Source organism: Vreelandella aquamarina, from assembly GCF_900110265.1.
Lineage (GTDB): Bacteria > Pseudomonadota > Gammaproteobacteria > Pseudomonadales > Halomonadaceae > Vreelandella > Vreelandella aquamarina.
Genome location: NZ_FODB01000114.1, coordinates 1 through 1,730 on the forward strand (window position 1 = coordinate 1; position 1,730 = coordinate 1,730).

General features: G+C 56.1%; 3 protein-coding genes. All 3 read right to left on the bottom strand.

Translation table 11 applies throughout. The features are described 5' to 3' along the window. Positions 1 to 39 precede the first annotated feature (39 nt). The 3 genes from BMY49_RS17515 to BMY49_RS17035 all read right to left on the bottom strand — a co-directional run bounded on the left by BMY49_RS17515 (position 40) and on the right by BMY49_RS17035 (position 1,513). Entirely contained in the window at positions 40 to 201 is a 162-nt protein-coding gene (locus BMY49_RS17515) for a hypothetical protein (RefSeq protein WP_167359393.1), read from the bottom strand. 310 nt (positions 202 to 511) lie between these two features. After that, the gene (locus BMY49_RS17030; RefSeq protein ID WP_244155002.1) at positions 512 to 832 is read right to left on the bottom strand and encodes a ribbon-helix-helix domain-containing protein; all 321 of its coding nucleotides are present in this window, start codon (positions 830 to 832) and stop codon (positions 512 to 514) included. A gap of 111 nt (positions 833 to 943) precedes the next feature. After that, entirely contained in the window at positions 944 to 1,513 is a 570-nt protein-coding gene (locus tag BMY49_RS17035; RefSeq protein ID WP_062372606.1) for a DJ-1/PfpI family protein, read from the bottom strand. Between the last annotated feature and the right edge of the window lie 217 nt (positions 1,514 to 1,730).

Below are 1,730 nucleotides of genomic sequence, written 5' to 3' on the forward strand. Positions count from 1 at the left end.
TAGTGTGGGTTTTTGTGTAGGAACTTGAATTCTAACACTTTAAGCCGCTTCTTCCTTCCTCATGCTACCTTCTTCATGAGAAATCCGGGCTAGGGTGTTGGCTACCTGCTGATAGGTCATGGGCAGCGCGCTGGCCGGGGCCTGGGTTAACAGTGCGCGTATGGGAGCCGCTAAGGGCGAAGTGGCATGGGAATGGCTCATCAGGGTTACTCTTACGTTCGGGTATCAGGCCAGAAAATAGCCACGCTACCATATCGCTGGCTATGCGGTGGCCAATGTCTGTTATTTCAAACGGTGCTCACAAAAACGCAAGGGGGAAACATGGCCGATAAACTCCACCAGCAACGCCATAAAAGCCGCTGGCCCAAGATGCTGACGTGGTTCAGTGTGCTGGCGCTAGTGGCAGCGCGCCCAGCAGGCCCCGGTGATTCATGACATCACCACCGACACCCAAACCCGCCAGCATTTATTGCGCTGCGCGAGCGGTTGGAGTAACCGCAACATACCGACACTAGTGAACGTGTTTTTTATGCAGCGCGCGCTCACTCAAAGTGATATCACGCAACGTGCTTTCACGGCAAAGAATTTTCTGCGCATCCAGCTCGCCGATGGGCACTGTCACGCTTGGCGGTATATCGCCGCTGAGCTGTAGGGCTTGGTAGCGCAATGCGCATACGCGCAAAAACGACGTGAAATTTCCCAAGTCGTGCCCGGCATCAATCGACTCATGGTAAAGCCGGGTGATCATTTGCGCGGTGTTCATACCATCGCGCTGGGCGATTTCTTCTAGCAGCCGCCAGAAGTAGTTCTCCATTCGCACGCTGGTCAGCATCAATAAACAGTTTGCACATAACGCCCCCTTGCACTTACTTGCGCCCATTGTATGAGCTCAGCATAGCGGTTGATGTAATGCGCGCCCAACAAGCGGGCGCGCTCCTTCGCTTTACTTGTTCAATAGCGCCATAAACTGCGCCAGCCAAGCTGGATGGGCGGGCCATGCAGGGGCAGTCACAAGATTGCCATCGGTAACAGCATCGGTGACCTCCAAGTTGGCGAACTGCCCGCCAGCGAGCTCGACTTCCGGCTGGCATGCGGGATAAGCCGAGCACTGTTTGCCCTCCAGCACCTTGGCAGCGGCCAGCAGCTGGGCGCCATGGCAGATGGCAGCGACCGGTTTTTGGGTATCAAAGAAGTGCCTCACCATGGCGAGCACTTCTTGATTGAGCCGCAGATACTCAGGTGCCCTGCCACCGGGCACGACCAGGGCGTCGTAATCGGCCGGATTGATGCTGGCGAAATCTGCATTTAGCGCAAACCGGTGCCCGGGTTTCTCGCTGTAGGTCTGGTCGCCTTCAAAGTCGTGGATCGCAGTGGCAACCGTATCCCCCGAGGCTTTACCGGGGCATACCGCATCGACTTGGTGCCCCACCGCCATCAGCGCCTGAAAGGGCACCATGGTTTCGTAATCTTCTGTGAAATCACCGGTAATCATTAAAATACGTTTGCTGCTCATCTCCGTTCTCCTTGTGATTGTGTCGAGGTGGAGCACACGCAATGGGCGTGTTTATTGAGACTAGCAAGCGCTGTACTCAGTCGGGTAGTACGCCCTTACTACACCCAGCAATGATTTCACTCAGATCGAGTAGGAGGGGGAGTCGCCTCCCCCGTCCTCTCACACCACCGGGCAAACGGATCCGTACCACGGCGGTTCCTGTCCCCCATTATCGGGC

Bases quoted from the DNA above. Each gene is read 5' to 3' on its own strand.
- BMY49_RS17035 (WP_062372606.1), bottom strand. From the start codon at position 1,513: ATGAGCAGCAAACGTATTTTAATGATTACCGGTGATTTCACAGAAGAT.
- BMY49_RS17515 (WP_167359393.1), bottom strand. From the start codon at position 201: ATGAGCCATTCCCATGCCACTTCGCCCTTAGCGGCTCCCATACGCGCA.
- BMY49_RS17030 (WP_244155002.1), bottom strand. From the start codon at position 832: ATGCTGACCAGCGTGCGAATGGAGAACTACTTCTGGCGGCTGCTAGAA.